At 61.6% G+C, this 13,521-nt stretch carries 15 protein-coding genes, 1 tRNA gene and 1 pseudogene; 8 read left to right on the top strand and 9 right to left on the bottom strand.

Going from position 1 to position 13,521, the window contains the following annotated elements:
- Positions 1–42 precede the first annotated feature (42 nt).
- Both ACR2J1_RS06735 and ACR2J1_RS06730 read right to left on the bottom strand, forming a co-directional pair.
- On the bottom strand, positions 43–1,053 hold the full coding sequence (locus tag ACR2J1_RS06735) for a hypothetical protein (protein WP_434018567.1): 1,011 nt from the start codon (positions 1,051–1,053) through the stop codon (positions 43–45).
- Positions 1,054–1,337: 284 nt separating this feature from the next.
- A complete protein-coding gene (locus ACR2J1_RS06730; protein ID WP_434018566.1) occupies positions 1,338–1,487 on the bottom strand; it encodes a DUF3096 domain-containing protein in 150 nt (49 codons plus the stop codon).
- A gap of 263 nt (positions 1,488–1,750) precedes the next feature.
- Here ACR2J1_RS06730 and ACR2J1_RS06725 point away from each other — a divergent pair, with 263 nt between their 5' ends.
- The 4 genes from ACR2J1_RS06725 to ACR2J1_RS06710 all read left to right on the top strand — a co-directional run bounded on the left by ACR2J1_RS06725 (position 1,751) and on the right by ACR2J1_RS06710 (position 3,909).
- Positions 1,751–2,446, top strand: a complete 696-nt coding sequence (locus ACR2J1_RS06725) for a TerC family protein (RefSeq protein ID WP_434018565.1) — start codon at positions 1,751–1,753, stop codon at positions 2,444–2,446.
- Positions 2,447–2,506: 60 nt separating this feature from the next.
- Positions 2,507–2,596, top strand: a tRNA-Ser gene (locus tag ACR2J1_RS06720).
- A 922-nt stretch (positions 2,597–3,518) separates the two neighbouring features.
- A complete protein-coding gene (locus tag ACR2J1_RS06715) occupies positions 3,519–3,644 on the top strand; it encodes a hypothetical protein (protein WP_434018564.1) in 126 nt (41 codons plus the stop codon).
- Between the two features lie 64 nt (positions 3,645–3,708).
- Positions 3,709–3,909 carry a hypothetical protein gene (locus tag ACR2J1_RS06710; RefSeq protein ID WP_434018563.1) on the top strand — a complete coding sequence of 67 codons (201 nt, stop codon included), beginning with the start codon at positions 3,709–3,711 and terminating at the stop codon, positions 3,907–3,909.
- Positions 3,910–4,137: 228 nt separating this feature from the next.
- Here ACR2J1_RS06710 and ACR2J1_RS06705 read toward each other — a convergent pair whose 3' ends face one another.
- The 5 genes from ACR2J1_RS06705 to ACR2J1_RS06685 form a co-directional block, all read right to left on the bottom strand.
- Positions 4,138–4,719, bottom strand: a complete 582-nt coding sequence (locus tag ACR2J1_RS06705; protein WP_434018562.1) for a pentapeptide repeat-containing protein — start codon at positions 4,717–4,719, stop codon at positions 4,138–4,140.
- Positions 4,720–5,005: 286 nt separating this feature from the next.
- Positions 5,006–5,395 (bottom strand): hypothetical protein, encoded by a 390-nt coding sequence (locus ACR2J1_RS06700; RefSeq protein WP_434018561.1) that lies wholly within the window; start codon positions 5,393–5,395, stop codon positions 5,006–5,008.
- Between the two features lie 144 nt (positions 5,396–5,539).
- Positions 5,540–6,283: a TerC family protein gene (locus ACR2J1_RS06695; RefSeq protein ID WP_434018560.1), complete on the bottom strand. Its 744-nt coding sequence runs from the start codon at positions 6,281–6,283 to the stop codon at positions 5,540–5,542.
- Between the two features lie 78 nt (positions 6,284–6,361).
- On the bottom strand, positions 6,362–7,039 hold the full coding sequence (locus ACR2J1_RS06690) for a CDP-alcohol phosphatidyltransferase family protein (RefSeq protein WP_434018559.1): 678 nt from the start codon (positions 7,037–7,039) through the stop codon (positions 6,362–6,364).
- Between the two features lie 106 nt (positions 7,040–7,145).
- Complete coding sequence (locus tag ACR2J1_RS06685; RefSeq protein ID WP_434018558.1) at positions 7,146–7,499, bottom strand: hypothetical protein; 354 nt, start codon at positions 7,497–7,499, stop codon at positions 7,146–7,148.
- Positions 7,500–7,847: 348 nt separating this feature from the next.
- Here ACR2J1_RS06685 and ACR2J1_RS06680 point away from each other — a divergent pair.
- Positions 7,848–8,371, top strand: a pseudogene (locus tag ACR2J1_RS06680) (inorganic diphosphatase).
- 138 nt (positions 8,372–8,509) lie between these two features.
- Here ACR2J1_RS06680 and ACR2J1_RS06675 read toward each other — a convergent pair.
- A complete protein-coding gene (locus tag ACR2J1_RS06675) occupies positions 8,510–9,781 on the bottom strand; it encodes an OprO/OprP family phosphate-selective porin (protein ID WP_434018557.1) in 1,272 nt (423 codons plus the stop codon).
- 351 nt (positions 9,782–10,132) lie between these two features.
- On the opposite strand from ACR2J1_RS06675, the gene ACR2J1_RS06670 reads away from it, so the two are divergent.
- The 3 genes from ACR2J1_RS06670 to hspQ all read left to right on the top strand — a co-directional run bounded on the left by ACR2J1_RS06670 (position 10,133) and on the right by hspQ (position 12,822).
- The gene (locus ACR2J1_RS06670; RefSeq protein WP_434018556.1) at positions 10,133–11,386 is read left to right on the top strand and encodes an FAD-dependent monooxygenase; all 1,254 of its coding nucleotides are present in this window, start codon (positions 10,133–10,135) and stop codon (positions 11,384–11,386) included.
- Between the two features lie 93 nt (positions 11,387–11,479).
- The gene (locus tag ACR2J1_RS06665; RefSeq protein WP_434018603.1) at positions 11,480–12,409 is read left to right on the top strand and encodes a lysophospholipid acyltransferase family protein; all 930 of its coding nucleotides are present in this window, start codon (positions 11,480–11,482) and stop codon (positions 12,407–12,409) included.
- An 80-nt stretch (positions 12,410–12,489) separates the two neighbouring features.
- Positions 12,490–12,822, top strand: coding sequence for a heat shock protein HspQ (gene hspQ, locus ACR2J1_RS06660; RefSeq protein ID WP_434018555.1), 333 nt, complete (start codon positions 12,490–12,492; stop codon positions 12,820–12,822).
- Positions 12,823–12,918: 96 nt separating this feature from the next.
- Here the strand turns inward: hspQ and ACR2J1_RS06655 are convergent.
- Positions 12,919–13,521, bottom strand: a 603-nt coding sequence (locus ACR2J1_RS06655; protein ID WP_434018554.1) for an invasion associated locus B family protein, incomplete at its 5' end; no start/stop codon positions are given.

Below are 13,521 nucleotides of genomic sequence, written 5' to 3'. Positions count from 1 at the left end.
CGATGGTGAAATAGAGCCACATGTCGGCGAGGACGGCGCGCGTCATTGGTGCTCGAGCAAGGGCAATTGAAATTTCGTCAGCTCACTCTCGCTCCGCGCCAGATCATTGATGCGCGGGATAATCTGCTCGATCGTGTCGGTACTGGGCGCCGCCGTCTTCCAGCGAATGCTCTCGGAGGTCGAGAAGAGCTCCGGCATGTCGCGCTTCAGTTGATAGGAGACCGTGGTGGCGGTGCGCTCGTCGCGGGCAACGCCATCGATGGTGACAGCGAGGCCGGACAGCGAGACCTTGCCCGATTCCAGTTGACTGAGCGCCCGTAATGCCGCGTCGACCGCATTGTCCCATCCCTTGGGAGCGCCCGATGCAAGCTGGAGCTTGTCCCCGAGGCCAGGGCGCGTGAAGAGCTGGCGCGACAGCTCACGCACATGCTTTCGCGCGTCCTCGCTCGGCACGCTCCCCGAAAGGCTGAGCGAGTTCTCGCCAAGCGTTGCAACGAAGACAAAAGGATCGACGAAGGGGGGCCGTATGCTTTCGCTGATAATGCTGAGGCCGGTCGGTAGCGGTCCGCTGAGGGCCTTCTTGATCTCGGCATAGTCGTTAGCGCTCAAGGCTTCGCCGCTCAACTTCAGGCCCACGTTGAGGAGCCGCGCCGAGCCGTGTTTCAAATGAGATAGCTGCTTCAGGCTGAAGCTCATGGCGCCCAGCCATTGCTCCTTCGGTGGAGACCCTGCGACGACTTTGAGCCGGTCCTCGACCTGAAGGTCGGGAAAGTGCGCCTTCACCATGCCCAGAATGGTGCGGCGATCGTCTTCCGAAGGAACCGAGCCGCGCAGCCTCAGGCTGTCGCTGCTCCGCGTGGCGGCCCAAACATAAGTCTTATGCGAGGCGTCTCCGTCCGAGGCAGCGGCGAACTGCAGATTTGTCGAAGAGGGCTCTTCGCCGGCAACGAGATCCAACGCGAACGCCGCATGAATACCGAAGCCGGCGAGCGCCGCCAGGACGAGGCACGACATCAGACAGAGCAGCAGTGGCTTCCGCCACAATTCCGACATTGGAATTCTCATCCCTCCTGATGCGGCCGGCCCCACAAGACCTTCCCCACCGCCTACCTACTGCGTACGACCGCGAAGCGTAACGAACTTCGCCCAGGGAGCAGGGGTCCCCAATAGCCGGACGGATGTAGCAAGAACTGCACCCCGCGCGCCCAGCGGACAGCCCCTCCTTCGCCTCTAACCGTGAATGTTTGAACTATAGGCTATCGGAGAACCCGGCTCCAGCGGCTCCTTGGCAATAATTCCCCGGCAAAACTCGAATTTCGCAAACAATCGTCTTGGCCCTATTGGAAATGGTGGGCGAGACCAATGATTCCGATGGCGATGAGATAAATCGCGATCACGTAATTCAGCAGCCGCGGCATCAACAAGATAAGAATCCCCGCAATCAGTGCGATGAGTGGATTGACCACAATTGGATCGAAAGCTGGCATCGTTTCGCCCCCCCTTCTTTGGCCACAGAGCGGCCTGATTCGTTGCTTGACGCATCGAAGCATAAGCGATCCGTCCGGCCTTGTCCTGCGCCTAAGCCATGCGCTCCACGTGAGACCGTGGCACGGAGATGTCGCGCGCAGCCTTCCATCCTGTTCCGGAGAACCTATATGCCCGTCTTGTCCTTGCCGTTTTCGGCGGCACAGGGTAAGCACCGCCGCCGGCTCTGCCCGGTTGGCGCTTAGCGGGGGGCAGAGCAACACGCATGACGTTCGAAGATCCCGCCTTCTGGCTCGCCGTCCTGCAAATTATTTGGATCGACCTGCTCCTGTCGGGCGACAACGCCGTCGTCATCGCGCTTGCCTGCCGCAAGCTCCCACCGAAACAGAGAATGTGGGGCATCGTCCTTGGCACGGTGGTCGCCATCGCATTGCGCGTGATGTTCACCGGCTTGGTGACCACGCTCATGACGATGCCCTACGTGAAGCTCATCGGCGGCGTTCTGCTTCTTTGGATTGCCATCAAGCTGCTCGGCCCCGAGGACGACAACAAGACCGGGACGATCGAGCCGGTCGACAATCTTTGGCGCGCCGTCAAGATCATCGCCATCGCCGACGTCGTCATGAGCCTCGACAATGTCATTGCCATCGCGGTCGCGTCTCGCGGGAGCTATGCGCTGTTGATGTTCGGGCTCGCCGTCAGCATCCCACTGATCATGGCGGGCGCGGCGCTCGTCATGTCGCTCCTGGAGAAATATCCCATCGTGGTCTGGGCCGGCGCGGCACTGCTCGGCTGGATCGCCGGTGAGATCATCGCCAAGGACCCCCTCTCCTCCGCCCATCTCAATCCGGAGACGGCGCATGCGGTCTGGATGGCGGCAGCGGCCTGCGGCGCCCTGCTGGTCGTGGGGATCGGCTTGCTGCGACGCCGCATGGGACGCCGGGCCTCGGACCAGATCTAGCGCTCCTCGCTCGTTCTTGCGGGGGTGGATTGGGCGGCATATCCCTCTACATTCTGCATCGGATGGGTGGCCGAGTGGTTGAAGGCACCGGTCTTGAAAACCGGCAGGCGTGCAAGCGTCTCGAGGGTTCGAATCCCTCCCCATCCGCCAGTCCGCCGATTCTGCGCCAGCCTGCGATTGCAAGCTGTAACTCCGCATCGGAAATCGCACCCGACGACGTTCGGCGTCGGAGGGCTTTGTGACAATCCAATGAATGATTTGGCGCAATAATAGCTTCGCGTGGCCGTGCTTTGCTTGGCGTCCGATCCGCAGGATTCCCAGAGCAGGCGGACTCTGCGCGTGACCACCTTTACCCGGGGTCATTGTCCGGCGAACGCCACCTCAAATCGAGAACCGCTCGCATGCGTGATCATGGGGAGATGACGGGCACATAGTGCTCGTCATCTCCGGGCGGTCACCTTCGGTCCCGTGCGTTAAAGAGGGCGATCCCTGATTCTGATCAAATTTTCTCGTGGCGGGAAGGCACGAGCGGGGTCCATTGTTCTAACTTAGCAGCTGGCCCTAGCGTAGGGTGAGTCATGAACGCCCCTCTTCCAGAAAGAAGATAGACCTCTTCACGTCGTATTTCACGGCGAGCTACGAGACCCCATGTGTCGGTTCTGATCTCACCCTGCGTATCAATGAAGGGAGCTTTCACGCGTCAGCTCCGAACTTGGTTGCTTGACATGTTTCGCTCCCGAGGTGTGCGTCGCAAACGGCGATGGCTACGTCGAAAAAATCTGCGCGCACCCGAGCGTCACCTTCGGATCATCTCCGTGCTGTCGTTCCTATCTGGTGCTGGGATCATGCTCGACATCGGCTCCAATATCGGGCTGACGAGCGTTCCGCGCGCGATGATGCGGCAATTCACCCATGTTCACGCTTTCGAGCCGGAGCCGAAAAATTTCGCCTGCTTGCAAGCGAGCGTCGAAGCAAACGGGCTCGGCAACCGCATGACCGCAGGAATCTCGCCGTGGGTGCCGCAACATCATCCGGTTGGATACGCCTTCGCAGCGGCATGGCGCGGCACGACATGGCGACGCGTGCGGACAGCGACACTGTTGCGTGCGGCGTCACAAGCCTTGATGCCTGGATGGAGGAGCAGGGCGTGCCCCCGGAGGACATTCGTTTCATCAAAGTCGATGGTATAGGGCTTTGAAGCCAATGTCCTCCACGGCGCTTCCAAAAGTCTCCAGCTCGGCAAAGCCGTCTGGCAACTCGAGGTGGCTCCTGTGCTCTTGGAGCGTTACGGTACTCCTCAGGAAAAATTTGTCGCGCTTCTGAACCAGCATTTCTCTTGGTTCTGCGATATGGAGAATATCGGGCTTGGCTTTCGCCCTATCCTGGAACTTCAACCCGACCTCGGCTTAACTGATCGCAAGTTCACCGATCTCATTCTGTTTCGGAGTCCGAGCCTGAATTAGCGGCCGTCACTCATCCACCACGCCGAACATCTTTCGGAGCCGCATGTACGGACCGGCGTGATTGACCTCGATCAATTACCCGCGCCCTGCCCGCGTTACAGTTGGACACATCTTGAGTGAGAACCCATCGCTTATGGGTCACGCCTCGCCTGCGCGCTCACTTTGGGCGACATCAAAGATAGCCCAAGGATGACGGCGGACGCCGGCGGTAGCGCGGCCGCGCAAGCCCTACTCTCCTGCTACGACGCCCGGGCCGCCCACGAGCCAGGACACCCGCTCGACGGGACGCGGCATCGGCGTCGGGTTGCGCGCCAGGCTGCGCAAGTGGAAGACATCTTCAGCATCCGGCCGCATATCTTGGCAAAGCGCCCAGGCGTGGGGCCGCGTGAGATGTGAGGGCAGCCGCGTAAAGGCATCGCCCAAGGCAGAGTTGATCTGCTCCTGCGTCAGGTTGCGCGCCTCGATGAGCTGAGTTCCGCAGAGATTGGCTTCGATGAGGCAGGCGCCGGCAAAGTCGGCGCGGTCGAGGATCGCCCGGCTCAGATCCGCACCCCTGAAGTTGGCGCCATCCAGGCGCGCGCCGCCAAGATCCGCATCGGACACATCCGCCCCTGCGAGATCGGCCGCAGTCAGGCTTGCGAAGCGAAGAGACGCCTTGCGGAGCCGTGCGGCGGACAAATTGATGGGACCGCCATTGATGGGGCCCATTTGGCGTTCGCCCACGCTGACCCCCACGCCCACGAGATAGGGGATCGTGTTGGGGTGCTGCGCGCGCCAAATGTTCCATGGCCTCGGGCCACGGCGCAGCATCGCGACGTGCGTCGAATCGGCGGGCAAAACGCTACCCTACGCAACAGATACGCTACGCGCGCAACAAACACGCTACGAACGCAACACTGGTGGAAGAACGACCGACGCGGATACAAAACAGTCGCGAACTGGATAGCAGACTAATCCAAACGATCTGTTACCGGCAAGCATCTTGCGGTTGCGTGATAGCGTTTGCCGCCCGGCCTGGATGCCGGAGGCGCCGCGCAAAAGGAAAGAGCCGCCCGAGGACGGCCCTCCACGTCGCAAACGAAGCTAAGAAGTCCGCTTAACCGCTGATGCGCGCGGTGCCGGAACGGCCGTCGTTGCGCACCCAGCGCACCGCATTTCCGTTGCGGGTGAGCTTGTAACAGTAGGACTTGCCTTCCATCCAGCTCGACCATTTCTGGCAAAGCTGATCGGCGTCGACCCACCATTTGCCGCTGTCCGCCGCACCGTCTCCCCGCGAGAAGCTCGCGGCCACCGTGCTCATCTTGCCGGTCATGCGCCCATTGGCGGCATATTTGATGGGAAGCTCAAAGCCGGAAACATTCAGAAAGACAGTCTTGCCGACCACTGCCGAACGAAGTTCGTCTCCGGCGAGCGAGACGGATTCGGCCGTCGCGGCCGTGGCGGCGGCGGTTAGCGCCCCAGCCACGAGGATTGTTGTGATGTTCATTGCTTCCCCTTCGTCGCTTATTTGTCACACCAAACCCCGATAGCGCGGTCTAAATCAGGTCAATTTTAGGCTAAGCAAAGGGAATTGAGTGACAAAGTTAAGATCGAAGGCCGGCGAACTCAGTGCAGAACGTTTGAGCGCGGGTTAACCTTTTTTCGGCGCCGGTTTTGTCTTGCGTCTATTACGCGAGGCAAGGACGTTGACCACCTCCACGGCAGCCGAGAACGCCATGGCAAAGTAGATGTAGGCGCGCGGGATGTGGAACTGGAAGCCGTCGGCAATCAGCGCCGCCCCGATCAGCAGAAGGAAAGAAAGCGCCAGCATCTTGGTCGTGGGATGCCGCTCGATAAAGGCGGCGACGGGCTCCGACGCCAAATACATCACCGCGATGGCGACGATCACCGCCGCCACCATCACTTCGATGTGGTCTGCCATGCCGACTGCTGTGATGATCGAATCCACGGAAAACACGAGGTCGATGATTGCAATCTGAATGATTGCCGTGGTCATGGTGTTGCTGGCGACCTTGCCCGGCGTCACCTCCTCCTCATCCCCTTCGATCCCGATGTGGATTTCGCGCGTGCCTTTCACGAGCAGAAACAAGCCGCCGGCGATGAGAATGAGATCGCGCCAGGAAAACCCCTGGCCGAATACCGAAAAAACCGGCGTCTTCAAGTGAATCATCCAGGCGATGGTCCCGAGCATCGCCACGCGGAAAACGAGGGCGAGGCCTAGACCGATCCGGCGCGCCATGAGCCGCTGCTGCTGCGGCATGCGCGATACCAGGATTGAGATGAAAACGACGTTGTCGATGCCGAGCACGATCTCCATGGCGCTCAGCGCAAGGAAGCTCGCCCAGATTTGCGGATCGGTAAGCCATTCGAGCATGTCGGATCTGTACGGGGGTTATCGGCGGGTTGAAATTCAGCGGGAGCTGATAGCGCAGCGGCAGAGCGGGGTCCATGGCTAAGGTCGGGCTTCTTCGCTCGCCGGGAACAGCGAGCGAATAAGCCCGACGCCGATCAGGTAGGAAGCCGTCGCGAGCAGCGCAAGCTTGATCCAAAGCGGCGATGGAAAAGAATGCAGCACGGCGGCGGCGGCGGCGGCGGCCCAGACCAGCGTGACCATGGTCGTGAGAACGTGCAACCGCGTGACGCGGAAGGGATGCAGGCATAGGACCGGCACGAAAGTGGCGAGGATGAGAAGTGCGACCACGCCCAGCGCCAGGAACGGCGGGAACCCGAGTGCAAATAGGTAAAGGCTAACAATGTTCCAGATCGCGGGGAAGCCGACGAAATATCCCTCTTCCGTCTTGCTGGCGCGGTCGGCAACATGGAACAGGCTGGATACCATGATGGCGATCGCGGCAGGCAGCCTAAAGGCTTCCGGCAGAAGGTCCGCTTCGCTGAGAGCGAAGGCTGGAACCGCGACATAGGTGAGGTAGTCCACGATCAGATCGAGGCGCACGCCGCTGAAGCGCGGGAGGACGGTGTCGACCCCGACGCGACGCGCCAACGGTCCGTCCACGGCATCGATGAGGAGAGCCACCCCGAGCCAGGCGAACATCCTGTGCCAGTCGCCCAAATGCGCTTCGTGCAATGCGAGCAGCGCGAAGGCTGCGCCGGAGGCCGTGAGCATGTGCACCAAGGCTGCTGCGAGACGCTGGGTCGGAGGATGACGAGCGATGGGACCCCCCGGTATCGATGCCCCGGCGCAAGGCCGGCCTCACAGGCCTGTGGCTCGGCAGCGTCTAGAAGCGGCGCTTCACCTTGCCCACGACGGAGAGATCCTGATCCGTTTCGAGGGAGGGTGTGGATTGCATCTCCAATTGCTGCTTCTGCTGCGCGGCGCCGTAGAGCAGATCCAGGCCGAAATCCATCTTGGGCAGGAGGCCGAATCCGAACCCCCTTTTCTTCGCCGCGGGCTGTTGTTCCGCGGTCGACGGATCGCCGAGCTTCATCGGCGGCACCAGAGGCTTTTCGTCTTTGCTTGGGGCTTGTTCTGCCGGCGGAGGAACAGGCGTCTCCTGGAAGGCGAGCACGGGAGACGCCGCCGTTGACAGCACGGCCATCACGCCCGCGACAAACCCAATACGCCTGCTCATGGATACTCTCCGCTCGCCTCAAGATTGGCTGCGTGGCCTTTCTATTGCAAGCTTGTGTGTCATCCGCTTAACGGCCTGTTACAGTTCGAGAAAGCCGAACCGTTTCGGTTGCGCTGTTGCGCCGCCGCAACAGGGGGGCGGGCTTCAACCCGTCACTGTTATCGTCCGGTCATCCCGCGTCCCTACGATTTTTGCGTTTTTGCACCACTAGAGGGGACTGCGGACTGAAGAAGAATTACGCCTTAAGCGCTGCCGTCGCGGTGATCGTCTGGCCGCCGGGCCAAGCTTTGCCGAGTACGTCAATCCCGTCGCCTTCCGCAATCCGGCGATCCAACCGACGTTCAGGTTGTGATCGAGATTCCCGCCGGTACCTTCACCAAATACGAGATCGACGGCAAAACAGGACATCTCTTCGTCGACCGCTTTCAATCGATGCCGGTCGTCTATCCCACAAATTACGGCTCGATCGCGAGCACTGTCGGACCGGACGGCGACCCGCTTGATGCCTTGGTGATACGCGCCAGCCGATCAACCCGGGAGCGTTCATCCGGGTGCCGCCGATCGGGCTTCTAAAAATGATCGATGGCGGCGACGTCGACGACAAGATCGTGGCGGTTCCGATCTCGAAGGTCGACCCGACCTATGACGAGATCAAGACCATCGACGACCTGCCTGCCATCGAACGCGCGCGCATCGAGCAGTTCTTTGCGGTCAACAAGAAGCTTCCCGATGGTCGGAAAGTCGTCGAGGTCAAGGGTTATGACGGCGTCAACGGCGCCGTCGATATGCTCAAGACCGGGCTCGACAAGTTCAAGACGACAGACGTTTTCAACGTCCGCTCGCTAACTCAAGCCTTTTCTCGAAAGACCTGAAGCTCATCGAGGCGGATCGCCTCGGTGAGTTGTTTTGTTTGCGGAGAACGCAGCGCAAAAAAAAGGCCGCCCCAAGTGAGGGCGGCCCCATGCTCGGCTCTTGGGGAGGAAGAGCCTTTGGCAATGAAAGGTCGGCGATTACCAGTCGACCTGGGCGCGCATGCCGACACCCGTGATCTCGGCGCCGTCGTTGAACCCACCCTCGATTTCGGATTGGGTCACGTTCAGCTTCAAGGCCGTATAGTCCGTCAGCCACCAATTCACGCCGATGAGCCAGGTCTTCTGCTCGCCGCATTCGGAGCACGAGACACCGGCAAGTGTAATGGCAGCAGCATCGTCGCTCAGATCGACGACGTCGTAGCGGCCGGCGATCTGCCAGGCGCCCCAGCCACCGCTACCCCCGTAAACGGGGTTCTTGACCTTGGTGCGACCAAACTCGCCTGCATCGGCCTCGTAATTCCGCATCTCGCCCGTCAAGAACAAGCTCGCATCCACGTACCAACCATCATAGGTCGGACGCAGGTCCGCTATGCTCGGAGCAACGTCGGTCCTGAGTTGCGCATATTCGCCTTGCACCGAGAAGGATTTGTAGACGAAGGCGCCTTCTAGGACGAACAAGTCGTCGGATTCGCCGATATCCGGCGTATCGACGAAGCGGTCGGCGAGATGCAGATCGGCAGCCCGCGCACGATACTCAAACAGATCGGTGTCGCCCGATCCTCTCAGCTCTCCGGCGTCGCGATGCCGGTAGCTCGCACCCATATGCAGCACCGAGGTGTCGTTGTTGATGGGGGCAACAGTTCCACGGACCGTAGCGGCCATTTCATCCGTCCAGAACGTCTCCTGCTCTCCGGCAGGGGCGCCATAAACACCCGTCTGCAACGACCAATGCTCGCCACCGCCGAGGAGGGCCGCGCCGATCTGTCGGTCCAGGAAGAAGGCCTCGGTGAAGGCTGCCCGCTCCATGAACGTAATGAAGCGTGAGCTGGTAACCTGCTCGAGTGAGTTGAACGTATAAAAGTTACCGGCCCGAACCTCGAACTTGCCGAAGTCATACGCAAGATAGGCATCCTTAATTTCGGTCTCATCGCCGGCGAAGTCGATCTCGAACTTATACTTCCAGTCCGAGAAGAGCACGCCTTCGACGCCGAGCCGCGCTCGGCGGAGCTCAACCGCGCTGATGTCGCCTTCGCCGGTAATCCCCTCATCTTGATCGATTCCGTTGTAATCGGTCATGATGCGGCCACGAACTTTAAACTTGAATTTGCCGTCGGCGCTGGAAAGTTCCGGCGCCCCCTTCCATTTGACCTTGAGATCGAGCGCGTCGCCGCCGTCCCCGCTTCCGGCCGTGGCCTTTGCGGCTGCAGCCGCGGCCTTCGCTTCCGCAACCTCTTGTTGCAGAGCTCTCATCTGTGCCTGCATGGCCTGCATTGCGGCTTCTAGTTGCTGCACGTCTGCCGCACCGGCAACTGAGCTGGTCGATGCCCAAATCGCAATTGCGCTGGCCCCCGCGAGTAAATAACGGCTCGCAGCCCCACTTCGTCCCCCGATCATGACCCTCTCCACGGTAAAATTTGACGCTTCTTTTTGTGCACCGAACGTCAAGGCTTGCCGGCCAATGCGGCCTACCCTTGCGTTTTATTGGGCCAGCCATGACGTTCTCGTGACAGCACCATCACGGTCTCATATTTGACGTTTGGCTGTTGCTCAAACGCAACGATCCACAGAGACTGAAGTCTCGTCTGGCGGTTTGCTGTGAACGTGAATGAGCTTTTGAGCGGCATGCCATCGAGCCAGAATTCCATCGTTCAAGCTGCCGCCGCCGTGGTGGGCACGGGTCCTGCGGGGATCGCCGCCGCGCTCTGCCTCGCCTGTATCGGCGCCGAGGTCGCGCTGATCGGGCCCGCGCCTGCGAAGCCGCAAACCGCCCCCGGTGATACGCGCACGGCGGCGCTGCTAACGAGCTCGGTCGATCTCCTGAAGCGACTAGGCGTCTGGGAGGGCGTCGCGGCCGAGGCCGCACCTCTCGAAGCCATCCGCATCATCGACGATTCCAAGAGTCTGCTGCGCGCGCCGGAGATCGAATTCGCCGCAAAGGAGCTAGGTCTCGACGCCTTCGGCTACAACATCGCCAATACCGCCCTTGTGGCGGCGCTCTACGAAAAAGCCGCCACCACGGTGAAGGCAGTGTTCGCCGCGAACGTCGAGCACATCACGATTGGCGCAGATCATGCCGACTTGCGCTGCAGCGGCGGCGCAGGCGCCTGGGCGTGCCTGGTTGTCGGCGCGGATGGGAGGCGGTCGGTCTGCCGCGCGGCAGCAAGCATCGAGGCCAGCGAATGGCGGTACGATCAGGGCGCGATCGCCACGAGCTTCTCCCACACGCTTCCGCATCGCAATATCTCGACGGAGCTGCACCGTGAAGCCGGGTCGGTGACGACCGTGCCCCTCCCCGATCCCCTCGCCTCGAGCCTGATCTGGGTCGGCAGCGCGGCGGAGATCGAGCACCTGATGCAGGCCGACGAGGCGTCTTTCGCGACCGCGCTGGGACAGCGCCTCGGCGGGATTCTCGGCGGCATTGGCACGACCGGCGCGCGCGCCTCTTTTCCGGTGGCCGGACTGAGCGCCAAGTCGCTTGTGGGAAAGCGCACCGCGCTTGTCGGCGAAGCAGCGCACATCCTGCCGCCCATCGGCGCGCAAGGACTGAATCTCGGACTGCGCGATGCCGCAGCCTTGGCGGACTGTGTCGCCGATGCGCAGCTGCGCGGTGCCGATCCCGGCGGTGACGCCACCCTCAGCGCCTATGCAAAGGCGCGCGAGCTCGACGTCATGTCGCGCACGGTCGGCGTCGATCTGTTGAACCGGTCTTTGCTGACAGGCTTCATGCCGTTGCAGGCAGCGCGGGGACTTGTCCTGCATGGCCTGAATGCCCTGCCGCCCCTGCGGCGCCTGGTCATGCGGGTCGGGCTCACGCCGCCGACGGCGCTGCCGAGCCTCATGCGTGGCGCCGGATAAGCCTATCGCCCGCACCCTTGACGCCCCCTCGCCCATTTGCCACCACGAAACGGCCGACCGCGCGGTCTTCCCCTTAAACCCTTTCAGCTAGAGATTTCTCACCTGGCTCCTCCACCTATCAAACCTTCGCTGCTGCGCGATCTTCGCTACCGGCTCGAATATGCGGGCTTGCGGATTCTGATCGGCTTCGTGCGCCTGTTCCCGGTCGATCTCGGCGGCAGCATCTCGGCCAAGGCTTGGCGCTTCCTCGGCAAGCGCAACCGCCGTCACAAGCGGGCTTTGATGAATCTGGAGCGCGCGTTTCCGGAGAAGACGCCCGAGGAGCGCGAACGTATCGCGCTCGCCGCCTGGGACAATCTCGGGCGCGTCATGGTCGAGACGATGAATATCGACCGCATCCTCAAAGATCCCGGACGCCTGCACGTGACCAACGGCCACTGGATCGGCCGCTACAACCAAAAGATGGGCCCCGTCTTGATCGTGACCATGCATATGGGCAATTGGGAGCTTGGCATGTGGCCCGTCATGCTCGCCGGGGTCTCGCCGGCGGGCGTCTACCGGCAGGTCAAGAATCCCTATGTCGACCGCTATCTGCGCGCCCAGCGCAAGGATCTCTATCCGGGCGGCCTGTTCGGGCGCGGGCGAACGGCGGGCGTCGACGAGACGCAGAAGACCGCCCGCTTGATCATGGACTATGTCCGCCAGGGTGGGCGCCTCGGATTCATCTCCGATCTATACGACGGCACCGGCGTCGCGGTGCCGTTCTTCGGCTATCCCGCGAAGAGCATGCCCATCGCCGCGATGATCGCGCGGCGGGTCGGCGCCCGCATCTGGATCGGGCGCTGCGTCCGCATCGGCAAGCGCGCCGTGTTCGACGTTAACGTCAATGAGCTCAGGATCCCGCGCACGCAGAACCAGGCGGAGGATATTCGTTCCATCACCGCCGCAATTCAGCGCCAATTCGAGGTCTGGATAAGGGAGAATCCCGAGCAGTTCATGTGGTCGAACCGCCGTTGGTTCTGATGCAGCTTTAACGCGTTGACAGTCCTTCAGGCCTTCGATCTTATCGGGACAAAAGAAGAATGAATACGGGGTTTTACGGGATGTCTATGGTCCGCGCGGCGCGGTTTCAGATCGGCCAGGTGGTGCGCCATCGCCTGTATCCGTTTCGCGGCGTGATCTTCGACGTCGACCCCGCCTTCAGCAACACCGAGGAATGGTACAGCTCCATTCCTGCCGAGGTCAGGCCGAACAAGGACCAGCCCTTCTACCACCTGCTCGCCGAGAACGCCGATACCGAGTACATCGCCTATGTCTCGGAGCAGAATCTCGTGCCGGATAACTCCGATGAGCCCCTGCGGCATCCGCAAGTGTCCGAGCTGTTCGAGGATTTGTGCGACGGCGTGTTTCGCTACCGCTTCCTGCAGGAACATTGAGGCTCCCGCGGGCCGCTTAACCCGCACCCCTTAAAGCCAAAGGCCGCACCTCAAGAGGCGCGGCCTTTTTTTATTGGGTCGTGATCGAGATCTAACTTAGGGCGTTGCCGGTGCCGGGACCGGAGCCGGTGCGCCGGCAGCGGGGGCCGGTGCGCCCGCCTGCGCTTGACCCTTCTTATCCTGCGCCTCGGCGGCCTTGCTCGCGAGCTCGGCCTGGCGCTTGCGGATCATCTCCATGAGCTGGCGCCGCGCCTCCTGATATTTGGCGTTGTCGACCGGAGGCCCGTCATAGGCCTTGCTGAAGCCTGCCAGCGGCACCGGGAAGCCGATCGCCTTCCGCTGCAAGTTGACGGCGGCGACCACCATCTGCTTGCCGCTGCGAATGCTCTTCATCAGTTCCGGCGTCACTTCGGTCTCGGCCTGGCAGCTCGTGGCGTAGCAGAGCGTATATTTCAGCGCGAGCGGCTCGTTCTCGTCGATGCGAAGTTGCACACCCGCGGGGATCGCCAGCGCGATGGCGGTCGGCAGCCTGACGAGGATCTGCTCCTTCGGGTCGCCCTCAACCCTGCGGATGGCGGCGGCGACAAGCACGATGCCGGAATTGCCGTCCAGCCGCTCGTGGTGGGTGAGGCAGATTTCCTTGTTCTCTGTCTGCGCGCTCTTCTCGCAGAGCTTCACCCAGGCATTCTCATCGGGTGG

Origin of the sequence: Methyloceanibacter sp. (assembly GCF_050999895.1) — a bacterium.
Lineage (GTDB): Bacteria > Pseudomonadota > Alphaproteobacteria > Rhizobiales > Methyloligellaceae > Methyloceanibacter.
The sequence above is the reverse complement of the archived record's forward strand: the minus strand, read 5'-3'. Positions and strand labels throughout refer to the sequence as shown.